This window comes from Fusobacterium perfoetens ATCC 29250 (assembly GCF_000622245.1).
Classification (GTDB): domain Bacteria; phylum Fusobacteriota; class Fusobacteriia; order Fusobacteriales; family Fusobacteriaceae; genus Fusobacterium_B; species Fusobacterium_B perfoetens.
This window is the reverse complement of record NZ_KK211417.1, coordinates 1-23,507: the sequence shown is the minus strand read 5'-3', so window position 1 is coordinate 23,507 and position 23,507 is coordinate 1. Positions and strand designations below refer to the sequence as shown.

General features: G+C 27.6%; 21 protein-coding genes and 1 pseudogene. 19 read left to right on the top strand and 3 right to left on the bottom strand.

What is annotated here, in order from left to right:
* Positions 1-2: 2 nt before the first annotated feature.
* The 9 genes from T364_RS0109720 (at position 3) to T364_RS0109680 (ending at position 9,457) form a co-directional block, all read left to right on the top strand.
* Positions 3-1,013, top strand: coding sequence for a C4-dicarboxylate TRAP transporter substrate-binding protein (locus T364_RS0109720; protein WP_027129426.1), 1,011 nt, complete (start codon positions 3-5; stop codon positions 1,011-1,013).
* 16 nt (positions 1,014-1,029) lie between these two features.
* Complete coding sequence (locus T364_RS10865; RefSeq protein ID WP_051532728.1) at positions 1,030-1,539, top strand: TRAP transporter small permease; 510 nt, start codon at positions 1,030-1,032, stop codon at positions 1,537-1,539.
* Positions 1,529-2,818, top strand: coding sequence for a TRAP transporter large permease (locus T364_RS0109710; RefSeq protein ID WP_027129425.1), 1,290 nt, complete (start codon positions 1,529-1,531; stop codon positions 2,816-2,818). Before T364_RS10865 ends, T364_RS0109710 begins: the two co-directional genes overlap by 11 nt.
* A 19-nt stretch (positions 2,819-2,837) precedes the next feature.
* Complete coding sequence (locus T364_RS10860; protein WP_035945742.1) at positions 2,838-3,113, top strand: UxaA family hydrolase; 276 nt, start codon at positions 2,838-2,840, stop codon at positions 3,111-3,113.
* A 12-nt stretch (positions 3,114-3,125) separates the two neighbouring features.
* The gene (locus tag T364_RS0109700) at positions 3,126-4,286 is read left to right on the top strand and encodes a UxaA family hydrolase (RefSeq protein WP_027129424.1); all 1,161 of its coding nucleotides are present in this window, start codon (positions 3,126-3,128) and stop codon (positions 4,284-4,286) included.
* A 158-nt stretch (positions 4,287-4,444) separates the two neighbouring features.
* Complete coding sequence (locus T364_RS11200) at positions 4,445-4,612, top strand: hypothetical protein (protein ID WP_169733519.1); 168 nt, start codon at positions 4,445-4,447, stop codon at positions 4,610-4,612.
* Between the two features lie 337 nt (positions 4,613-4,949).
* Positions 4,950-6,002, top strand: a complete 1,053-nt coding sequence (locus T364_RS0109690; RefSeq protein WP_027129423.1) for a hypothetical protein — start codon at positions 4,950-4,952, stop codon at positions 6,000-6,002.
* Positions 6,003-6,054: 52 nt separating this feature from the next.
* The gene (locus tag T364_RS0109685) at positions 6,055-6,855 is read left to right on the top strand and encodes an ATP-binding protein (RefSeq protein ID WP_035945740.1); all 801 of its coding nucleotides are present in this window, start codon (positions 6,055-6,057) and stop codon (positions 6,853-6,855) included.
* Positions 6,856-6,952: 97 nt separating this feature from the next.
* Entirely contained in the window at positions 6,953-9,457 is a 2,505-nt protein-coding gene (locus T364_RS0109680) for a DEAD/DEAH box helicase family protein (protein WP_035945739.1), read from the top strand.
* Between the two features lie 369 nt (positions 9,458-9,826).
* Here the strand turns inward: T364_RS0109680 and T364_RS11085 are convergent.
* Positions 9,827-10,237, bottom strand: a pseudogene (locus T364_RS11085) (DUF4143 domain-containing protein); the annotation flags it as partial.
* Positions 10,238-10,827: 590 nt separating this feature from the next.
* Positions 10,828-12,048 (bottom strand): sodium/glutamate symporter, encoded by a 1,221-nt coding sequence (gltS, locus tag T364_RS0109675; RefSeq protein WP_027129420.1) that lies wholly within the window; start codon positions 12,046-12,048, stop codon positions 10,828-10,830.
* A gap of 365 nt (positions 12,049-12,413) precedes the next feature.
* On the opposite strand from gltS, the gene T364_RS0109670 reads away from it, so the two are divergent.
* The 10 genes from T364_RS0109670 to T364_RS0109625 all read left to right on the top strand — a co-directional run bounded on the left by T364_RS0109670 (position 12,414) and on the right by T364_RS0109625 (position 22,204).
* Positions 12,414-13,163 carry an IclR family transcriptional regulator gene (locus T364_RS0109670; RefSeq protein WP_027129419.1) on the top strand — a complete coding sequence of 250 codons (750 nt, stop codon included), beginning with the start codon at positions 12,414-12,416 and terminating at the stop codon, positions 13,161-13,163.
* Between the two features lie 173 nt (positions 13,164-13,336).
* Positions 13,337-13,624, top strand: a complete 288-nt coding sequence (locus T364_RS0109665; protein WP_027129418.1) for an OadG family protein — start codon at positions 13,337-13,339, stop codon at positions 13,622-13,624.
* Positions 13,625-13,713: 89 nt separating this feature from the next.
* Positions 13,714-14,160, top strand: coding sequence for a biotin/lipoyl-containing protein (locus T364_RS0109660; RefSeq protein WP_027129417.1), 447 nt, complete (start codon positions 13,714-13,716; stop codon positions 14,158-14,160).
* Between the two features lie 13 nt (positions 14,161-14,173).
* Positions 14,174-15,316 carry a sodium ion-translocating decarboxylase subunit beta gene (locus tag T364_RS0109655; protein ID WP_027129416.1) on the top strand — a complete coding sequence of 381 codons (1,143 nt, stop codon included), beginning with the start codon at positions 14,174-14,176 and terminating at the stop codon, positions 15,314-15,316.
* Between the two features lie 61 nt (positions 15,317-15,377).
* On the top strand, positions 15,378-16,325 hold the full coding sequence (gene gctA / locus T364_RS0109650; protein WP_027129415.1) for a glutaconate CoA-transferase subunit A: 948 nt from the start codon (positions 15,378-15,380) through the stop codon (positions 16,323-16,325).
* Positions 16,326-17,126, top strand: a complete 801-nt coding sequence (gene gctB / locus T364_RS0109645; protein ID WP_027129414.1) for a glutaconate CoA-transferase subunit B — start codon at positions 16,326-16,328, stop codon at positions 17,124-17,126. It begins immediately after the preceding gene.
* Between the two features lie 41 nt (positions 17,127-17,167).
* Positions 17,168-18,928 (top strand): acyl-CoA carboxylase subunit beta, encoded by a 1,761-nt coding sequence (locus tag T364_RS0109640; RefSeq protein WP_027129413.1) that lies wholly within the window; start codon positions 17,168-17,170, stop codon positions 18,926-18,928.
* Positions 18,929-19,033: 105 nt separating this feature from the next.
* Positions 19,034-19,819 (top strand): (R)-2-hydroxyglutaryl-CoA dehydratase activase HgdC, encoded by a 786-nt coding sequence (hgdC, locus tag T364_RS0109635; protein ID WP_027129412.1) that lies wholly within the window; start codon positions 19,034-19,036, stop codon positions 19,817-19,819.
* A gap of 1 nt (position 19,820) precedes the next feature.
* Complete coding sequence (locus T364_RS0109630; protein WP_027129411.1) at positions 19,821-21,074, top strand: 2-hydroxyacyl-CoA dehydratase subunit D; 1,254 nt, start codon at positions 19,821-19,823, stop codon at positions 21,072-21,074.
* Entirely contained in the window at positions 21,074-22,204 is a 1,131-nt protein-coding gene (locus T364_RS0109625) for a 2-hydroxyacyl-CoA dehydratase subunit D (protein ID WP_027129410.1), read from the top strand. Before T364_RS0109630 ends, T364_RS0109625 begins: the two co-directional genes overlap by 1 nt.
* Positions 22,205-22,531: 327 nt before the next feature.
* On the opposite strand, the gene T364_RS11390 is transcribed toward T364_RS0109625, so the two are convergent.
* Positions 22,532-22,693 carry a transposase gene (locus T364_RS11390; protein WP_147386032.1) on the bottom strand — a complete coding sequence of 54 codons (162 nt, stop codon included), beginning with the start codon at positions 22,691-22,693 and terminating at the stop codon, positions 22,532-22,534.
* Positions 22,694-23,507: the final 814 nt, after the last annotated feature.

Sequence of the window (23,507 nt, the reverse complement as noted above, 5' to 3'; positions counted from 1 at the left end):
ATATGAAAAAAATTTTATGTGTATCAATGTTATTAGGAACTTTACTTGTTGGAGGATGTGGAGGCGAAAAAAAAGAAGTTGTTAATGAAAAAAATGATGTAATTGTATTACAATTTGGACATGATAATAATCCTGGAGATCCTGTTCAAGAGGCAGCTCTTTATTGGGCAAAAATTTTAGATGAACGTAGTAACGGAACAATGAAATTAGAAGTTTTTCCATCAGGACAATTAGGTTCTAAAAGTGATTTAATAGATCAAATGTTAGCAGGGGATGCCATTGCAGCAATAGGAAATGGACCTTTTTATGCAGATAGAGGAGTTCCTGACTTAGGAATAATGCAAGCACCATATTTATTTGAAAATTGGGAACAATTAGATAAATTAGTTGCAAGCGACTGGTGGAAAGAACAAATGACTCAATTAGAAAGCAAAGGAATGAAAATAATAGGAGAAAATTGGAGATATGGGGTTAGACATACTATAACAACTAAGCCAGTTAAAAGTGTAAAAGATTTAAAAGGAATGAAAATTCGTACGCAAAATAGTACTATTCATGTTAAAGGATTTGAAGTATTGGGAGCAACACCAACTCCAATGGCTTTATCAGAAGTTTACACATCATTACAACAAGGAACTATTGAAGGATTAGAAAATCCATTATCAGTTATTTATAGTGGAAAATATCAAGAAGTTGCTAAAAATTTAATGTTAGATGGTCATATCAGAGATTTATCTTCTATTGTTGTAGGAACATCTTTCTTTAATAGTTTAACAAAAGAACAACAAGAGTTATTAATTTCTACTTGTAGAGAAGCAGGAGATTATCAAAATAAATTAGCAGAACAAGCGGATATTGATTGTTTAGAGAAATTGAAAAAAGAAGGAGTTAAAGTAACAGAAATAGATTTTGATGAGTTTAATGAAAAAGCGAAACCTTTCTATCAATATAAAGAAATAACAGAAACTTGGTCTAAAGGATTACTAGAAAGAATTAAAGAAATCATAAAATAATAAAGGAGTTATAATTATGAAAAAAATAATATCTAATATTTTAAATTTAGATTTAGTTATAGCAGGAATAGCTTTAATTATTTTAATCATAATAACTTTTTTTGGAAGTATAATGAGATATTTTTTTAATAATCCAATTATATGGCAAGAAGAAGTACAATTAGGACTAGCTATATGGGTTATATTTTATGGTGCAAGTGCAGCTTTTAGATATTCGAGTCATATTGCTATAGATATGATAGTAGATTTATTTCCTGAAAGAATTCAAAAAATTATTGAAATTTTTATAGCTATAATAACAATAAGTACATTAGTATTTATTTTAAAAAATGGATGTAGTTTAGTTCAACAGTTTATTAATACAAATAGAACAACAAATATATTACATATTCCTAGTCAATATATTTATTCAGCAATTCCAATAGGATGTTTGTTAATGATTATAAATTATATTTTAGTAGAAATAAAAGAGATTTTTGGAATAGAATTAATAGAATTTAAAAAGGAGGAAGTAGATGGAGATTAGTATTATAGGATTAGTAGGAATAATATTATTAGTTTTTCTTTTCTTAAAAGTTCCTGTATTTATTTCTATTTTGGCGGGAACAGCAACTTATTTTATTTTAACTCCAAGAGTTCCTCAATTAATAATGGCTCAGAGAATAACCTCAGGTATAGAAAGTATACCATTATTAGCAATTCCATTTTTCGTTTGTGCTGGAGTTTTTATGAATTATTCAGGTGTAACTCAAAGAATAATGGAGTTTTGTACTGTTTTAACAGGGAGAATGACAGGAGGACTAGCACAAGTTAATGTATTATTATCTACTTTAATGGGAGGTTTATCAGGTTCTAATTTGGCTGATGCAGCTATGGAAGCAAAAATGTTAGTTCCAGAAATGGAGAAAAAAGGATTTTCAAAAGAATTTTCTTCAGTTGTAACAGCAACTTCCGCTATGATAACCCCTTTAATTCCTCCAGGAATAGGAATGATATTATATGGTTCAATAGCAAATGTATCTATTGGAAAATTATTTGTATCAGGAATAGGAGTAGGAACTTTACTGTGTGTTTCATTAATGATATTAGTACATATAATGTCTAAAAAAAGAGGATATCTTCCTATTTATGAAAGAAAAGTAACTAAGAAAGAATTTTTAACAGCACTTAAGGGAGCAGCTTTACCTTTGTGTTTACCTATAATAATAATAGGTGGAATAAGAATAGGATTATTTACTCCTACAGAAGCTGGATCAGTGGCTATAATTTATTCTTTAATATTGGGATTTGTTTATAAGGAGTTAGATTTAAAGAAAATTATAATTGGAATAAAGGAAACAGTAATAACAACTTCAACTATAATGTTAATAGTTGGAGCTGCGGCAGCTCTATCTTGGGTTTTGACAAAAGAAAGAGTACCTCAACAATTAACAGATTTTATAGTAAATTCTTTTGAAAGTAAATATGCCTTTTTAATAATCGTAAATATATTTTTAATTTTAGTAGGAATGTTTATAGAAGGAAATGCTATTACGATTATATTAGTTCCATTATTTGCACCAATAGCTTTAAAATTTGGAATAGATCCTATTCAATTTGCAATGATATTTATATTTAATGTTTCAATTGGAACTTTATCTCCACCAATGGGAACTTTAATGTTCGTTACTTGTGGAATTACAAAATGTAAAATAAAAGATTTTATAAAAGAAGCAGTACCATTTTATATTTTATTAGTTATTGTTTTAATACTTTTAACATTTATACCACATTTTTCAACTTTATTAGTTGAATTATTCTATTAAGAAAAAGAAGAGGAGAAATATGATAAAAGGAATTACTATTAGTAAAAATGATAATATTATTGTGGCAATAGAATATATAAAAAAAGGAGAAAAAATAGAATATAAAACAGTTGATGAAAAAATAAAAGAAATAGAAATTCTAGAAGATATTCCTATTTATCATAAAATAGCTTTAGAAAATATAAATAAAGGGGAAATTATAAAAAAATATGGAGAAGTAATAGGAATAGCGATAGAAGAAATAAAAAAAGGAACTCATGTTCATACACATAATATAAAAAGTGAAAAAAATTAATAAGGAGATAATATGGAATTTTATGGTTATAAAAGAGCAGATGGAAAAGTAGGGGTAAGAAATCATGTATTGATTCTTCCTGCTAGTGTTTGTGCTTCTGATACAGCAAGAATGATATCTGAAAAGGTAAAAGGAACTGTTACTTTTAATAATCAAAATGGTTGTTCCCAAGTTCCTGCTGATCAAAAGTATACTATGGATATGATGGCTGGTTATGCAGCAAATCCCAATATATATGGAATTGTTGTTGTATCATTAGGTTGTGAAAATTGTCAAATGGATTTAGTTGTGGAAGAAATAAAGAAAAGAACAAATAAACCAATGAAAACTTTAATAATTCAAGAAGAGGGAGGAACCTTAAAAACGGTAGAAAAAGGAACTAGATATGCGATTGAATTAGTTCAAGAAGCTAGTTTAATTCAAAAAGAAAAGTTTCCAATAAGTGAATTAATAATAGGAACAGAATGTGGTGGTTCTGATCCTACATCAGGATTAGCTGCTAATCCTGTAGTTGGAGAAGTTTGTGATAGAATTGTGGAAAATCAAGGAACAGCAGTTTTAAGTGAAACAACTGAATTTATAGGAGCTGAGCATATTTTAGCTAAAAGAGCAAAGAATCAAGAGATAAAAAATAGGATATATGAAATAATAGAAAGATATGAAAAAAGTTTAGAAATGGTTGGAGAAAGTGTAAGAGCAGGAAATCCTTCTCCAGGAAATAAGGCTGGAGGAATTACAACTCTAGAAGAAAAATCATTAGGTTGTATTCATAAAGGAGGAACAAAAGAAATTCAAGATGTTATAGATTATGCTTTACCAATAGAAAAAAAAGGATTAGTAATAATGGATACTCCAGGAAATGATCCTTCATCTATAGCTGGAATGATAGCAGGTGGAGCTCAAATAATTTTATTTACTTCTGGAAGGGGAACACCTACAGGGAATCCAATAGCTCCAGTAATAAAAATAACTGGAAATAAAATAACATATGAAAATATGAAAGATAATATAGACTTTAATGCTAGTCCTTTAATCTATGGAGAAAAATCATTAAAAACATTAGGCGATATGTTATTAAAGGAAGTTTTAGAGGTGGCTAGTGGAAAAATGACGAGAGCAGAAATATTAGGATTTATAGAAACTTCTGTAATGCGTATTTGTAATTATGCTTAGAAGAAGAAGTGTTAAAGAAATTTATTTCTTTAACACTTTTTATATTATAAATTTATACAACAATACTATGTACATATACTATAACCACAAGATATTGTAATAAAATAATTTTATATAACAATATCATGTATATATACAATAATATGGAGGTATAAATTATGATTAAGAAACTAAGTTATAGAAGTCCTAAGAAAGGAATATCAGAACAGTATAATATTTCCATTAATCAAAGTATCATAAAAGATATGGGAATTACAAGTAATGATAGAACTGTTAATATGGAGTATAATAAAGAAACTAATACAATAATTATAAAGAAAGAATAAAAGGAAGTATTGATGAGAGGTTAAAAAAGACCTCTCATTTTTTTATTTTACAACAATGTATATGTATAAACATTAAATTTTTCTTTTTTTAAAAAAAGAATACCTCCTTATCATTTGGGGGTATATATATTTATCTACTTTTATAGATTGAATAAAAGTAACAAATTTATAATAAAAAATACTTATAAATAGCTTATTTTATATTAAAGAACATATAAAAATAGTGTTTTATCTTCTAAATCAGTGAGCAGGAAGATAAAAAGCCATAATTGAAAATTATGGCACTCCTGACTGCTCACTGAAATTAATAAGAATTAATACTAAAGGAGGTATCTATATGGATACAATAGAAATAGCAATAAAATTAAATAATACTTTTACTAATATAAATGAAATAAATACATTAATTTATAATATTGAAAATATAAAAAGTAATTATGGATATAATTTTTGTAATGTGTTAGAACTTTCTAGAACTGGTAATCTTATAGTTAAGATATCTTATCCTAGATTTTATAAGGGAACTAATGCTTTTTTAATAACTAGAAGAAGTGAATGTTTTGAAGTACAGAGATATTTAGTTTATAATCTTTTAAGAGAATATGAAGTGAATGGAATTATACAGGGTATAGTTTTAAATAGAGTGGATATACCATTTACATATCTAATGAATATAGATGAATGTTTTACAGGTTATCAAAATATTTTTTATATTTTAGCAAATGTATATAATAAAAAGTTATCTGGAATATCTACAAAAGGATATATCAATTTATTAGAAAGAGAAATGGAAATAGTAATCTATTCTCCGAATAAAAATAACTGCTCAGGAAAAAATTATAATAGTAGATTAGAAATTTACAATCAATATTTGAACTTAGAAAGTAAACTACCTACTGAATTATTTGAAGAAATTACTAAGACATATAGTGATTTACCACAAAGGATAAGAATGGAAGTTTCAAAAAGAATTAGATTGAGAAGAACTTTTAATACTTTTGAATTTGAAAATCTTGATATTTTAGGAAACTATTTTGAAAATTATAAAAAGTATATTTTAGACAATTTTTTAGATTTTAAAGAAATAGAACGTTTATATAGTTTACGGGCAAATGAATTAGCAAATTGGTTAATGGAAAGAAGAAAACAAGGAAAAATTAATTATACGGAATTTATTTATCAAAATCAAGGACTGATATTAGATTATGAAGTTGTAAGAAGAGCTTTAGGATTAGCAATAGATAATGTTAATACAAGAGAAAATGCTATAACTAAAGTAAGAAAAATATTATTTGAGTATGAAAATTTAAATAATGTAATTATTGTAGATACATACAAGATATTAAAAAATATATACAATACAATTTCAACAACAATATTATTAGATTAAATAATAATAAAATGATATAATAAGTAATAATATAAAAAGGAGATTTTTTATTATGAAAGAATATAGTTTTGGATTTTTAGAAGAAGAATCAAAACAAAAAAATTTGACTTTAGAAGATACAATGATAAAGTTTAATCTTTTAAATTCTGATGGAAAAGTAACATCAATAGGAGAACTTTTTTCAGACCAAAATAAACTTGGAATAGAAATTATTGATATGATTAATTTTAATAGACAGAAAATAGATAGTTCTCTTATACATCAGTTTAAAGAAATGGAAAAGATTATATCAGAATTAAAAAGCTATCCAATAGAAAGCATAAGAGAAGCTATATGTAATGCTATTATTCATAGAGATTATATAATTAAAGGGAATACTATAGTTAAAATATATAATGATAGAATAGAGATAATATCTTTAGGAGAGATACCAAGTAATATTTCTCCTAAAGGATTAACTCTAGGAATATCAGTTTGTAGAAATAATGAGATAATGGAAATTTTTAGATATTTAGGAATTACAAATAGAGCAGGTAAAGGGATAGAGAAAATACTTAGAGAATACAAAGAATATAAGTTAGAACCCACAATAGAATCACTAGGTGGAGTATATAGAATAACATTACCAAAGATAAGTTATACAATAAATGGAGTTGCAGTAAAGAAAACTTATAGAAAAATATTAGATATATTAGATGAAAAAGGAACTATAACAAATGAGGAATTACAAGTACTAATAAGATTAACAAGTAGTGGAGTAATAAAAAATTTAAAGGAAATGTTAGAACTAGGACTTATAGAGAAAATAAGAGAAGGAAGAAATATAAGCTATAGAATAAAAATATCAAAATAGTCAAGAAATTATAAAAATGAAATTCTTATCGAAATATATGATATAATAATATGTGAAAATTTTAAGATAAAAATTATAAAATTTAGGAGGAAAGTGAATGGTAGCTTTAAATATAAATTTTAATTCAATTGGAAAGAAAAATTCAAAGAATACTATAATAAATCCTACTGAATTATTTAATGCATTACCTAAAAAATATGAATATTTAAGAGATGTCCAATCTCAAGTTTTAGAAGAGTGGTATGAAAAAAGAGAAAGCAAAAAAGATACAATAATAAAAATGAATACCGGGGGAGGAAAGACTTTAGTATCATTACTAATTTTAAAAAGTTCTTTAAATGAAAAAAAAGGCCCTGCAATTTATGTGGTTCCAAATAATTTTTTAAAAGAACAGGTAAAAAAAGAAGCTATTAACTTAGGAATAGAGGTAACAGATAATGACAAGGATCCTGATTTTTATTTAGGAAAATCAATATTGGTGATAAATTCACATCAATTATTTAATGGAAAAAGTAAATTCAAAGAAGGGGAGATAGGGACAATTTTATTTGATGATGTTCATGCTATATTATCAATATTAGAAGAACAGTTTACTATAAAACTTAGTAAAGATCGAGAAATTTATACTAAAATACTTTCAAAATTTGAAACTACCTTAAAAGAACAAGATCCTTTAAAATATGAAGAACTTAAATATGGTAGATTACAAGGAGCTATGGTAGTTCCATTTTGGATATGGCAAAAAAAATGTAATGAAGTATTTAAACTTTTATTAGAAGAAGAAGAAAGAGAGAAAAAAGGTTTAGAAGAAAAAGAAGTAACTTTTAAAATTGATTTGGTAAAAGAAAATTTAAAATGGTATGAATGCATTATTGACAAAAATAGTATAGAAATAACTTTTGATCAGATACCAATAGACACAATACAATCATATCAAAAATGTGAAAGAAGAATATTTACCACAGCTACATTAGCTAATGACAATTTATTATCAAGTTATTTGAATTTATCAAGTTTAGATGAAGCAATAACTCCTAAAACATGTTCAGATATAGGAGAAAGAATGATTTTAACTCCTAAATTAATGAATCCAAATTTAAATGATGATGAAATAAAGTTGAGTTTAAAGGAAAAATCTAAAGATTATAATGTAATTGTATTAGTATCTTCTATAAAAAAAGCTAATGGATGGAAAGAGTATGCAGATTTAATAGTAGAAAAAGAAAATATAAAAAAAAGTATAGAAGATTTAAAAAATAGGCATGTTGGTTTAGTAGTTTTAGTTAATAGGTATGAGGGAATAGATTTACCTAATGAAATGTGTAGAATTTTAGTAATTGATGATTTACCTAAAGTAGAAAGAAAATATGCAAAATTAATAGAGGGGATTTTAGGAAATAATATAGAAACAATGGCTAATACAATTCAAAAAATTGAACAAGGAATGGGAAGAGGTGTTCGTTCAAGTGATGACTATTGTGTAGTAATTTTATTAGGAGATTTATTAACGGATTTAATTGTAAGAAATAAATTTAAATTAGAAAAACTATTTTCAGTAGCTACATTAACTCAGTATGAAGTTTCAATGCAATTAATGGAAGCAGTAAAAAGCCAAAATGAAGTAACCATTGAAGTTCTTAATGAACTCATGGATTATTGCTTAAAAAGAAATAAAGAGTGGATTCAATCATTAAAAGGGGAATTAGCAGATAAAAAATATGATAGAACTTTAGCTATAACTTCTGAAACAAAATTGTTAAGGGAATGTTATGACTTGGTTTTAAAAGGAGAAATAGAATTAGGAGTAAAAAAAATAATAAAATTTGCTGAAACTAATTTGACAATTAGTTCAGAATTAAAAGGGTTATTACTCCAAAAAGCTGCTAAATATTTTAATTCTATAAGTATTATAGAAGCACAGAATTTATTGAATAATGCACACATTTATTCAAAACTATTAGTAAATCCAATTGAAGGAATAAAAAAACAAAGGAAAATAATTGAGCCAAAACCACAAGTAGATTTATTGATTGAAAAGTTAAAAGATTTAACTTCAAATGAATATAGTATAAAAATGAATACAATAAGAATAAACTTAAACTTTGATGATGCTGATTATAATTCTTTTGAAGAAGGAATAATGGAATTAGGGGAACTATTAGGATTTCCTTCAATAAGACCAGATAAAGATAAAGGTAAGGGACCTGATAATTTATGGGCAATAACTCCAAAATATTATTTAGTAATTGAATGTAAAAATGAAGCAAAAAGTGAAACAATCTCAAAAAATTATTGTAATCAATTATCAGGATCTATACATTGGTTTGAAGAAACTTATAATTTATCTAACAGATTTGAAGCTATTCCTATAATAATTCATCCAAGTAATTATATTTCAAAAGATGCTTATCCTAATGATAAAATGAGATGTATAGATAAAGAGAAATTAGAATTATTAAAAGAAAATACAAAAGAATTAGCAAAAGGATTATCGATGTTAAAAAGTTACAATCAAGATGAAATATTTAAACTTTTGAATCATTATCATTTTGATGGAGAAAATTTTATAAAATTTTATACAAAAGATTTTATAAGAAAGTAAGAATAGTTAAAAAATTATAGTAATAAACTTTTCAGAACTATAAAAAATACCCTTGTAGGTAACACACAGGTAACAAAATGTATATTCATACTAATAAAATCAAGGATTTCCAATTCTCAAAAAGATAATTTTTTACAGTTTATTTTTATATACAACACCTCACAAGCCTTGTGTTTGTGGGGTTTTTTCTTTTTTTGACTTTCTAAAAATTTATAAAAAATCATTGAGGTAGCACCCAAAAATATTTGAGATAACTCTTTATAAAATCTTGAATAAAAATGAAAAAATAAAAATTATTGAAAATTAGATTATAAAATAAAAATGTGAAGATTTTATATACTATAAAAATATAAATCTTCACATTTATGATTATTTATTTAATTTTTTTAAAGCTATATCAATAAATTTTTTACTGTAGTCTGCCATAAATAAAGGTATGTTTAATAAATCATCATCAAGAGTTAAATTATCAAAAGAAAATCTAACTCTTAATTTTACATCATCTGAATATTTTTCTTTAAATTTTAAAAGACTTTTACCTTTAGTATTTTTTTCTATTTTGACTTCAATAGGGAGAATATCATTTTCATTTTGAATAATAAAATCTATTTCATAGACATTATCAGACCAATATCTAGGAGAAACTTCAAATTGAGGTATTAAACTTTGAAGTATATAGTTTTCTGTTAAAGCTCCTTTAAATTCTGTAAAAAGTCTATTTCCCTCTCCAAAAGCAGTTGGAGAAAGTAAAGAAAGTCTATTTAATAAACCAACATCTACAAATGAACTATAATCTTTAGCAATAATAACATTTTACATAACATAAGCAAGTATCTATTCATACATTTCTAATTTTTTAGAAATATAAAATTATATATCGATTTTATTAAAAGGATATTTAATGAAAATGAAAAAGAAAGTAGTATCAGAAAGATTTTTAAATAATTATTGATTAGTTAGGAAAAAATTTTTAATAAAATTAGTAAGAAAAAAATCATATGAATATAAGAAACATTAAGAAGTTTAAAATCAAGAGAAGAAGCCTATTTCAGCATAAACTTCTATAAGAAAGATAAAATTTAGATTTACAAGAAAAAGATTGAATAAATTTATGAAGGAAAGAAGTACAAAGGAACTGAGAGAAACCGAACTTATAGAAAAAAAGAGTTGATATTGTTAAGAATATATTATTTATGTGTATCATGAAAGAAAGAAGAAATATTATCCCAGTATTTAAAGAAATATTTAGAAAAAATATATTTAAGGTTATGATTATGAGGAGGAATAAAATTATTATTTATGAGTATAATATTATATACTAAAAAAGCACGATAAAAATCGTGCTTTTTTTTATTATTTCTATATTTATTTTATTTAAACATATTCATAAAGAAAGTTATAATAACTGCATTGAAGAAATCAATAAATAAAGACCCAACTAAAGGAATAACAAAGAAAGCTTTAACAGATGGACCATTTGCTTTAGTAAATGCTTCCATATTAGCCATTGCATTAGGAGTAGCTCCTAAACCAAATCCACAATGTCCACAAGCTATAACAGCGGCATCATAATCTCTTCCCATAATATTAAATGTAATAAAATAAGCAAATATTCCCATTATGAAAGTTTGAATTAAAAGCATAGCAATTAAAGGTAATGCTAAAGCAGCAAGTTCCCAAAGTTTCATAGACATTAAAGCCATAGAAAGAAATACAGATAATGCTATATTTCCTAACATAGAAATTTCATTTAAAGGTAATTTCTTTTTAGCCATATCCATAACATTTCTAAGTAAAGCAGCAACAACCATAGGTCCTAAATAAACAGGGATAGCGAATCCTAAATGTTCTTTAACAAAAGGAGGAATCCATGCTCCACATCCCATAGCTAATCCTATAAAAACAACAGCTTGGAAAATAGTAGTTTCGCTTACTTTTTCTTCATAAGTATCTATGTCTCCTTCAAAAACTTCATTATCTATTTCTCTTTTAGTTTGGTGAGGAGTTTGATCTTTCTTAGCAATTAAATTATGTTTTTCCATAAGTTTTTTAGCTATAGGACCTCCTATTAAACATCCAGCTACTAATCCATATGTAGCAGAAGCAATTGCAACAGAGAAAGCCCCACCAGCACCAGCTTCTTCTAATAATGGACCAAAAGCTCCAGCAGTACCATGTCCTCCAGTTAAAGGAATAGAACCAGCAGCAAGTCCTATATAAGGATGTAAACCAAAGATTTTAGCTAAGAAAACTCCTAATGAATCTTGAATAACTACTAGAATAACAGCTGATAACAAGAATAAAACAACTCCAACTCCACCTTTTTTTAATAATTCAAAACTTGCTAAATATCCAACTGTTGAGTAGAAAGCAACCATTAAGAAATCTTTTAAAATACCATCGAAAGCAAAAGAAAATGAACCAGTAATATGTCCTATTAAAAGAATTATAGAAAAGACAACACCACCAACAACTGGTCCAGGAATAAAGAATCTTTCTAAGATAGGAAATTTCTTTTTGATAGCACTACCAACTAGTAATACTAAAATAGCTATAGCTAAAGTTTCAGCCATATTAAAAGTAAAAGTCATAAATAATACCCCCTGTAATATAATATTTATTATAAATATATTCTTTTTTTAGAATATATTTTTAGGAATTTAATTAGTACTAATAGTTCTAAAATAGTTAGAACAGTATAAAATTAAAATAAAATTATATATAATAAATAGTATCATATAAAAAAATAAAATAAAAATTCATAAATTTAATAAAAATAAAATATTAATATATATAATATATATTATTTCAAAAAATATATATTCCAAAACAAGAGAATATTAGAATAAAAAGAAAAAATAGTTGACTAAAATTTAAAAATAAGGGATAATTTATATATACTATAAAATATTTTTAAGGAGGATTAATATACTAAAAATATATTAAAAAAATGTAAATGGTACAAAGTTTATTAAAAGCAATAGAATTATTAGAATTATTAAAAAAAAGTGAAGATACTTGTTCAATAGCTCAACTTTCAAGTGAATTAAATATACCTCCAAGTACTATTCATAGAATATTAAAAACTTTATGTATGGCATTATATGTGGTAAAAGATGAAAAATCACATGAATATAGATTAGGACCGGCTTTAATTCCCTTAGGAACATCAGCATCCAAACATTTACATCTGCAAAATATAGCACATGAAGTTTTAAAAAGAATTGCTACGGAAACGGGAGAAGATACATTTTTGATTATTCCAGTTGAACATAAAGGAATAGTTTTAGAAAGAATAGATGGAAAAAGAACTCTTAAACTAGTAGAGGAATTCGGAGATGAATTATATCTTCATTATGGAGCTATAAGAAAAGCTATATTAGCTTTTCAAAGTGATGACTTTATTGATAAATATATAAGAGAAGTATTAGATAAAGGAAAAAGTAATTTAAAAGTAACTCCATTAGAGTTAAGAGAAAAATTAAAAAAAATAAGATTAGAAGGAATATCTACATCATCAGGAGATTATGCAAAAGGAACTTTTGGAATAGGAGCTCCTATAAGGAATAGTTCAGGACAGGTAATTGCTTCTTTAGGAGTTGTAGTAGCAAAACCTAAAACTTTTTCAGAGGAGAGAGTAGAATTTTTAAAAAAAATAATAAAATTAGCAGCACAAGAAGTTTCTAATAAAATGGGATATTTTTAAGAAACTATAAAAAAACTATATGAAAAGAAAAAGTACAAAATTATCTGAAAAAAAGTCAAAATAAAATAATAAAATATATTGACGGAAAAAACAAAATGTATTATAATTATTTTGTAAAAATGAAATGCATTCCATAATATGGAATATAAAATAAAATAAGGGAGGTGTAAGAGATGTTTACTGGAAATACTATGGGGATATTTGAATCTGTAATAGTTTCTGCGTTAGGTTTATCTGTTGTTTTTACAGCGTTAGCAATATTAGCTATAGCTATTGTAATTTTCTCTAAAATTTTTAATTCTCTAGGATTAGGAGAAAATAAAGCAACTCCTAAAGTAGTAAAACCTGTTGAAGAAAATGTTGATGAAGAACATTGTGCTGTAATAATATCAGCTATTTCAGAGGAATTACGTTCTAAAAGAGGAGAATATAGAATTAAGTCTATAAAAGAAATTAAATAATAATTTAGTTAAGATTTAATTCTAAAAAATAAAATATTAAGAAAAATAAGAGATTATGAAAAGATTATGAAAGGATGGTTTTTAAAACAATGAAGTATATTGCCAATGTAAATGGAAAAAGATATGAAATAGAATTAGAGAGAGTAGAAGATTATAGACCAATGACACGTGAGGAAATAGCAGCTCCAGCTATTGCAGCTGCACCTGTTAAAGTAGAAGTTCAGGCTCCAGTAGCACCACAACCTGTAGCAGCACCACAACCAGTAAACAATACACCAGCACCACAACCTGTAGCAGCACCTGCAGCACCAGTTTCAGGAGGAGCATCAACAGTAGTAGCACCATTACCAGGAACAATTTTAGATGTAAAAGTAACTTCAGGAACACCTGTAAAAGCTGGTCAAATAGTAATAATAATGGAAGCAATGAAAATGGAAACAGAAGTTGTAGCAGCTACTGACGGGGTAGTAGATACTATCTTAGTAAAAAAAGGTGACGCAGTAGATACAGATGCAACTCTAATTACATTAAAATAAGGAGGAGTTGTAAATGAATTTTATAGAAGTTTTTAAAGGAATTATGTTAGAATCAGGATTTGTTGGAGCTACATGGCAAGAACTTGTTATGATTTTAATTTCATTTGTATTAATATATATGGCTATTGTAAAAAAATATGAGCCATTATTACTTTTACCAATAGCTTTTGGAATGTTTTTAGCAAATTTACCATTAGCAGGTCTTATGAAAGAAGCTGAGCCATGGTACTCTTCAGGAGTATTAAGAATTATATATAGTGGAGTAAAAAGTAGTTTATTTCCATGTTTAATTTTTACATGTGTTGGGGCCATGACAGATTTTGGACCATTAATTGCTAATCCAATTAGTTTATTACTTGGAGCAGCAGCACAATTTGGAATTTATATAGCATTTATGTTAGCTAATGCAACTGGACTATTTACAGTAGGAGAGGCAGCAGCAATAGGAATAATTGGAGGGGCTGATGGACCAACAGCTATTTATATAGCTAATAATTTAGCACCAGAATTAGTAGCACCAATAGCAGTGGCTGCATATTCATATATGGCGTTAATTCCAATGATTCAACCACCAATAATGAGAGCTTTGACAAGTGAAAAAGAAAGAAAAATAAAAATGGGACAATTAAGAAAAGTAACAAAAGTAGAAAAAGTGGTTTTCCCAGTTTTTGTTACATTATTCTGTGCTTTGTTATTACCATCAACAGCACCATTAATTGGTATGTTAATGTATGGTAATTTATTAAAAGAATCAGGAGTTGTTGCACGTTTATCTGATACAGCACAAAATGCACTATGTAACTTAGTAACTTTATTATTAGGTTTATCAGTTGGAGCAACAGCAAATGGAACTATATTCTTACGTACTCAAACATTAGCTATTATAGGTATGGGACTTATGGCTTTCTGTTTTTCAACTGTTGGTGGAGTTTTATTAGGAAAAGTTTTATGTATAATAACTGGAGGAAAGATAAATCCACTTATTGGATCAGCTGGAGTATCAGCAGTACCAATGGCAGCTAGAGTAGCACAAGTTGAAGGAGCTAAAGCTAATCCAACAAACTTCTTATTAATGCATGCAATGGGACCAAACGTTGCAGGAGTTATTGGTTCAGCAGTTGCTGCTGGATTCTTTATGATGGTTTTTGGTAAATAATTTTATAAAAAATACTATAAAATAAAACTTTAAGGAGGTTTTTGACGTGGAAAGTAAAATAATGTCTTTAAAAGACGCAGTAGCAAAATATGTCAAAAATGGAGATCATATGGTTATAGGGGGATTTACAACAAATAGAAAACCATATGCATTAGTTTATGAAATTTTAAGACAAGGATTTACAGATTTTGTAGGAGAATCAGGACCTGCAGGTGGAGATTGGGATATGTTAATAGGGGCTGGAAGAGTAAAGGCTTATATTAACTGTTATACAGCTAACTCAGGAGTAACAAATGTTTCTAGACGTTTTAGAGCATGGTATGAGCAAGGAAAATTAAATATGGAAGACTATTCTCAAGATGTTATAATGCTAATGTTACATGCAGCTTCATTAGGATTACCATATTTACCAGTTCGTTTGATGATGGGAACTGATTTAGTAAATAAATGGGGAATTTCAAAAGAAGTAAGGGAGACAATAGATAAATTACCTAATGATAAGTTTGTTTATGTTGAAAATCCATTTAAACCAGGAGAAAAGGTAGTAGCAGTACCTGTTCCTGAAATAGATTTAGCAATAATACATGTACAAAAAGCTTCTCCAGATGGAACTTGTTCTATAATAGGAGATGAATTCCATGATGTTGATATAGCTATAGCAGCTAAACGTTGTATTGTTACTTGTGAACAAGTAGTAAGTAATGAAGAAATTCGTTTAGATCCTACTAAAAATTCAATAGCTGGATTCTGTGTTGATGCAGTTGTTCATGCTCCATATGGTGCACATCCATCTCAATGTTACGGATTCTATGATTATGATAATGCTTTCTTAAAAATGTATGATGTAGCAAGTAAAACACAAGAAGATTTTGAAGCATTCTTAAAAGAATGGGTATATGATGTACCTACTCACGAAGCTTATTTAAATAAATTAGGAGCAACTCGTTTAATAAACTTAAATATAGTTCCTGGACTAGGATATGCTAAAAAAGCTGAGGAGGTAAAATAAATGGCAGATTATACTAATTATACAAATAAAGAAATGCAAGCGGTAACAATTGCAAAACAAATAAAAAATGGACAAATAGTTATAGTTGGAACTGGACTTCCATTAATTGGAGCTTCTGTCGCTAAAAAAGTATTTGCACCTGAATGCAATATTATAGTTGAAAGCGGACTTATGGATTGTAATCCAATAGAAGTACCAAGAAGTGTTGGAGATAATAGATTTATGGCTCACTGTTCAGTACAATGGCCTAATATTCGTTTCATAGGATTTGAAGCAAATGAATGGTTACATGATGAAAGCAGATTAGTTGCATTTATTGGAGGAGCTCAAATAGATCCATATGGAAATGTTAACTCAACTTCAATAGGAGATTATAATCATCCAAAAACTAGATTCACTGGTTCAGGAGGAGCTAATGGAATAGCAACATATGCTAATACTATAATAATGATGCAACATGAAAAAAGAAGATTTATAGATAAAGTTGACTATATAACTTCTCCAGGATGGATGGATGGACCTGGTGGACGTGAAAAAGTAGGATTACCAGGAAATAGAGGACCTATAATGGTTGTTACAGATAGAGGAATATTAAAATTTGATGAAGAAACTAAACGTATGTATCTTGCAGGATATTATCCAACTTCTTCTCCAGAAGATGTAAAAGAAAATACAGGATTTGATATTGATGTATCTAGAGCAGTTCCATTAGAAGCTCCATCACCTGAAGTAATAAAAATGATAAGAGAAGAAATAGATCCAGGACAAGCATTCATTAAAGTTCCAGTAGAAGAAAAATAATTTCTTTAAAAATATAATGTTATAAATTTAGGAGGAAATAAATGAATAATTATTCAATGCCAAGATATTTTCAAAATATGCCAACAGTTGGAAAGCCTTTAGCAACAGCAAATTCTGAAAATACTGAAGCTTTAAAAGCTATAGAACTTGATATACATGAAACAATAAAAACTGTTCAGTCTGAAGGACGTACTGACGAATCTTTAAATGAATCAGGACAAATGACAGCTTTACAAAGAATAGCTGCTTTAGTAGATAAAGGAACTTGGTGCCCTTTAAATACTATTTATAATCCTGAAGGAAATGCTAATGGTTCAACAGGAATAGTTAAAGGATTAGGAAGAATAAATGGAAAATGGGCTGTAATAGTAGCATCAGACAATAAAAAATTAGCAGGAGCATGGGTTGCTGGACAAGCTGATAACTTATTAAGAGCATCTGATACAGCAAAAACTTTAAGAATTCCTTTAGTGTATGTATTAAATTGTAGTGGTGTTAAATTTGATGAACAAAATAAAGTTTATCCTAATAGAAGAGGTGGAGGAACTCCATTCTTTAGAAATGCTGAATTACAACAATTAGGAATTCCTGTAATAGTAGGAATTTATGGAACAAATCCAGCTGGTGGAGGATATCATAGTATAAGTCCAACTGTAATTATTGCACATAGAAATGCAAATATGGCAGTAGGAGGAGCAGGGATTGTAGGAGGGATGAATCCAAAAGGATTTATTGATATGGAATCAGCTGAACAAATAGCTGAAGCTACTACAAAAGCAGGAAAACAAAATCCACCAGGTTCAGTATCAATTCATTTTAATGAAACTGGATTTATGAGAGAAGTTTACCAAGAAGAATTAGGAGTAATAGAAGGAATAAAAAAATATATAGATATGTTACCTACATATGATTTAGAGTTCTTTAGAGTAGATACTCCAAAAGCTCCTAAATATTCAGCAGAGGATTTATATTCAATAGTTCCTATAAATCAAAAGAAAACTTACGATATATATGAAGTTATAGCTCGTCTATTTGATAATTCAGAATTTACTGAATACAAAAAAGGATTTGGACCAGAAATAGTAACAGGTATGGCTAAAGTTAATGGATTATTAGTAGGTGTTGTTGCTAACGTTCAAGGTTTATTAATGAAATATCCTGAGTATAAAGAAAATTCAATAGGAATTGGAGGAAAATTATATCGTCAAGGATTAATAAAAATGAATGAATTTGTGACTCTTTGTGGAAGAGATAAATTACCAATTGTATGGATTCAAGATACATCTGGAATAGATGTAGGTGATGATGCTGAAAAAGCTGAATTATTAGGATTAGGACAATCTTTAATTTATTCGATTGAAAATTCTAATGTACCTCAATTTGAAGTTACATTAAGAAAAGGAAGTGCAGCAGCTCACTATGTATTAGGAGGGCCACAAGGAAACAATACTAACGTATTTACAGTAGGAACTGCAGCTACAGAAATGTATGTAATGAATGGAGAAACAGCTTCTATAGCTATGTATTCAAGAAAATTAGCTAAAGATAAAAAAGCTGGTAAAGATTTACAACCTACAATAGATAAGATGAATGCTTTAATAGATAAATTTACAGCAGAATCAAGACCAAAAGCTTGTGCAGTAGCAGGAATGGTTGATGAAATAGTAGATATGACAATGATTCGTCCATATATTGAAGCTTTTGTTGAAGCAGCATATCAAAATCCAAAAGCTATTTGTGCATTCCATCAAATGTTATTACCAAGAGCTACACGTGATTTTGATAACTATACAAAAAAATAAAAAATTAAATTAATATTTAACAGTATTTCATCTTTATTAGATGAAATACTGTTGTATTGTTTTAATAAAAAATATAAGTTTTAAAAAAGGAAACGGAGGAAGTTAATGTACACAATGGGAATTGATATAGGTTCTACTGCATCAAAAAGTGTAATACTTAAAGATGGAAAAGAAATAATCAGTAAAGCCGTTATTAATGTAGGAGCAGGTACAAGTGGACCAGGAAGAGTTATCGAAGAAGTAACTAAAAAAGTTGGTTTAAAAAGAGAAGACATTGATTGTGTTTTAGCTACAGGATATGGGCGTAATTCTCTTTTAGAATGGGCAGACTATCAAATGAGTGAATTGAGCTGTCATGCTAAAGGTGCTAATTATCTGTTTCCAAATGTAAGAACAGTAATTGATATTGGGGGACAAGATGCTAAAGTTTTAAAAGTTGGTCCCAATGGAATATTAATAAATTTTGTAATGAATGATAAGTGTGCTGCTGGAACAGGAAGATTTTTAGATGTAATGGCAAAAGTTCTAGAAGTTAAAGTTAGTGACTTACAAACTTTATCTGCAGAATCAACAAAAGATGTAAGTATAAGCTCAACTTGTACAGTATTTGCTGAGTCAGAAGTTATATCACAATTAGCTAAAGGAACAGATAAAAGAGATATAATAAGAGGAATTCATCGTTCTGTAGCAGGAAGAGTTGGAGGATTAGCAAAAAGAGTAGGGTTAGAAGACGATTTGGTTATGACAGGTGGTGTTGCTTTAAATGGTGGTGTAGTAAAAGCTATGTCTGAAGAATTAGGTAAAGAAGTAAAAACATCTCCATTAACTCAATATACAGGAGCAATCGGAGCAGCATTATTTGCATATCAAAAAATACAAAGGAGTGAATAGAATGAGCGAAGTAAATAAGCCAGTAGAAGAAAAAAAACCAGCTAAGGTTGTACTTAGAGAACTAGTAGAAAGAGAAGTATATCAAGCAGCATGGGAAGCTAAGAAAAAAGGAGAACCTGTAGGGTGGTCATCTTCTAAATTCCCATCAGAAATATGTGAAGCTTTAGGATTAAAATTAGTTTATCCAGAAAACCAAGCAGCAGCAATCGGAGCAAAACATGGTGGAGAAAGAATGTGTGAACATGCAGAAGCTATGGGATTTGATAATGATATTTGTGCTTATGCAAGAATAAATTTAGCTTATGCAGCAGGATATGAAGCAGAAGAAAAACCAATGCCTCAACCAGATTTTGTATTGTGTTGTAATAATATTTGTAACTGTATGACTAAATGGTATGAAAACTTAGCAAGAATGCATAATATTCCATTAATTATGATTGATGTTCCATACAGTAATACTAGAGAAGTAAGTCAAGCACAAGTAGATTATTTAAGAGGACAATTTGATGAAGCTATTGAAAAACTTGAAAAAATAGCTGGTCGTAAAATGGATATGAAGAAATTTGAAGAAGCTTGTGAAAATGCAAATCGTTCAGCAAAAGCATGGTTAAAAGTATGTTCTTATTTACAATATAAACCAGCTCCATTTGCAGGATTTGACTTATTTAACCATATGGCAGATATAGTAACTGCACGTGCTAAAAAATCTACAGCAGAAGCTTTTGAAGCTTTAGCAGCAGAATTAGAAGAAAATGTAAAAACTGGAAAATCAACATGGAAATATGACGAAAACTATAGAATTATGTTTGAAGGAATTCCATGTTGGCCTCAATTACAAAAATTATTTGCTCCATTAAAAGAAAAAGGAATAAATACTACAGCAGTTGTTTATGCACCAGCATTTGGATTTGTGTATAACAATATGGATGAATTAATGAGAGCTTATTGTGTTGCACCAAACTCAGTTTGCTTAGAAAAAGGTGTTGAATGGAGAGAAACTCTATGTAAGGAAAATCATGTTGATGGAATATTAGTTCACTATAACAGAAGTTGTAAACCATGGAGTGGATATATGCCTGAAATGGAAAGAAGATTCCGTAAAGATTTAGGAGTTGCTGTTGCAGGATTTGATGGGGACCAAGCAGACCCTAGAAACTTCTCTGATGAACAATACAGAACTCGTGTAGAAGGATTATTTGAAGTAATGGAAGCAAATAAAGCTAAAAGATTAGCTAAAGAGGGAGGAGACAAATAATGACTAGAATTGAGGAATTATTAAATAGTTTTAAAGAGGTAGCATATCATCCAGAAAAACAAATGGCTAAATATAAAACTGAAGGTAAAAAAATAATAGGATGTTTTCCTTATTATGTTCCTGAAGAAATAGTATATGCTGCTGGAATGGTACCATTTGGTGTTTGGGGGACACATGGAACTATTAGTAGAGCCAAAGAATATTTTGCTTCTTTCTATTGTACAATAGCGCAAATGAGTTTAGAAATGGCTTTAGAAGGAAAATTAGATGGGTTATCAGGAGTAATTTTATCATCTATGTGTGATACTTTACGTCCATTAACTCAAAACTTTAAAGTAGCTATTCCTCAATTACCATTTATGTTTTTAGCTCATCCACAAAATAGAAAACCAGAATATGGAATCAAATATACAATGAATGAGTTTGGAAGATTAAAAGGACAATTAGAAGAAATAGCAGGTCATAAAATAGAAAATGATAAAATGTATGAAGCATTTAAAGTTTATAATGAAAGTAGAGCAGTAAGAAGAGAATTTGTAAAATTAGCTGGAAAACATCCAGAAGCTGTATCTGCAGTAAATAGATCTGCTGTATTAAAAAGTGCTTTCTTTATGTTAAAAGATGAACATACAGCAATGTTAAAGGAATTAAATGCTGAACTAGCAAAATTACCAGAAGTTAAATGGAATGGAGTAAAAGTTTTAACATCAGGAATTATTATGGATAACCCTACATTATTAGGATTATTTGATGAATATAAAATAGCAATAGTTGCTGATGATGTAGCTCAAGAATCAAGAGCAATTAGAACAGATGTTCCAATGGATATAGAAGATCCAATTAGGGCATTAGCGGTGCAATTTGCTAATCAAGATAATGATACAATTCTTTATGATCCATTAATTGAAGAACGTCCAAAATATGTGGCAAGAGAAGCAAAAGAAGCTGGAGCTGATGGAGTTGTAGTTGTAATGATGCAATTCTGTGACCCAGAAGAAATGGAATATCCATCATTAAGAAAAGCTCTTAATGAAGCTGGATTACCTCATATTAAATTTGGATTTGATCAACAAATGGTCGACTTTGGACAAGCTAGAACTTCATTACAAGCTTTTGCAGAAAGTTTATAATGTAAAAATGATAGAAAAGCACGATGTAAATCGTGCTTTTTTATTATTTAAGAAATTATATTTTTTAATCAAAAAATTTATTAAAAAGAGCATAAAAAGAAAGATAAAATTTATAAAAAAAAATGTAGTATAACATAAAATATAGAGATTTTTAAATTATAAAAAACATAAGTTAGGGTTATATTTATGAAAGTTATTAAGCACTAAATGATAAAGGAAAAACATAGTGAAAACCATATTTAGGAGTATAAAATCCTATTAAAATCATAGAAGTTCAATACTTATAATAAGAGAGTAGATTCTGTTTGAAATTTTTATATATCCTTTCTACTTAAAAAAGTTTTTTCTAAAGAAATTAAATCTAAGAATTTTAATTTTTTTGGTTTTATTATTTTTAGAATAAATATCATATTTTCTAATCATTTTAAAGTGTTTAGGAGTAATATGAGAAATTAAACGTCCAAAGAAATCTTTTAAAGGAAGAGTAATAAAATATTATCTGGTTTTTGATACCAAAATGTAATGTTTTTAGAATCAAAAAAGTAATTCTATATTTAGCGATAATTGTTTTTGCAAGATATAGACTAAGATATTTTAAATATTATTAGAATTAACATAAAATCTATTAAGATATTTTCTGTAAGTGATAGAAATTTTATTTTTAAGAGTAATAAAATTATTAGATTTAACGAAAGAAAAAATAATATCAAGAGAACATTTTTGCCAAGATTTTCTAAGAGGTCTCCAAAGATAAAAATTAAGAAATTTCCAATTACCTTTAATATTGAACCTTTCAAGAGAATAGTAGTATAAATATGAGGATTACAAAATATATCTCTAGAAAAAATATGAATATTAGTGATAACTCTAAAATTATATATCAGTTTTTTTTTAAAGAATATTTAATAGAATAAGTAAGTAGTATCAGAAAGATTTTAAAATAATTTTAGATTATTAAAGAAAAAATTTCTAATGAAACCAGTAGATAAAGGAAAAATCATACGAATCTGTGAAACATTGAGAAGTTGAGAATTAAGGGAAGAAGCACAATTTTCAGTAGAAACTTTACTTATAAGAAGAACAAAATTTAGATTTATAAGAAAAAGGTTGAATAAATTTATGAAGATAAGAAGTACAAAGGAATTAAGAGAAACTGAACTTAGAAATAGCGCAATGTAAAAAAAATTGATATTGTTAAAAATATTTTTTTCATAAAAGAAAGAATAAATATCATCTCAGTATTCAAAGAAATAGAAAAAATATATTTAAGTTTATGTTTATAGAAAGCAAGATTATTATTCAT